General features: G+C 33.7%; 1 pseudogene. It reads left to right on the top strand.

Going from position 1 to position 288, the window contains the following annotated elements:
• Positions 1 to 247, top strand: a pseudogene (locus ACG9ZB_RS17155) (HEAT repeat domain-containing protein); the annotation flags it as partial.
• Between the last annotated feature and the right edge of the window lie 41 nt (positions 248 to 288).

Here is a 288-nt window from a genome sequence, read left to right as displayed (position 1 = left end):
CCCTACATATTCACGAGAAGATAAAATCAATAATCTAGTTGATTTGTTGAAACAAAATGAATCGAATCCTGATGCATTAAGTGCAATTCTTATATCCCTAACTAAATTAAACCCAATTGAAGCAGAAGACGATATTATTCCTTATTTAAAGGATACGAATCCAAAGGTTCAAATTTTGGCTCTGGGTGTTCTTTTTAATGCTTCCCTACTCACTAAGAAAGAACATGAGCTTAAGCGTTCACTTTAAGAGAATGAAGCTGTTCGTAAACGGATTATTGAAGCCGTTAA

The sequence above is a fragment of the Acinetobacter johnsonii genome, from assembly GCF_048551975.1.
In the GTDB taxonomy this organism is placed as follows: domain Bacteria; phylum Pseudomonadota; class Gammaproteobacteria; order Pseudomonadales; family Moraxellaceae; genus Acinetobacter; species Acinetobacter johnsonii_A.
This window is presented reverse-complemented; position numbering and strand designations above follow the sequence as displayed.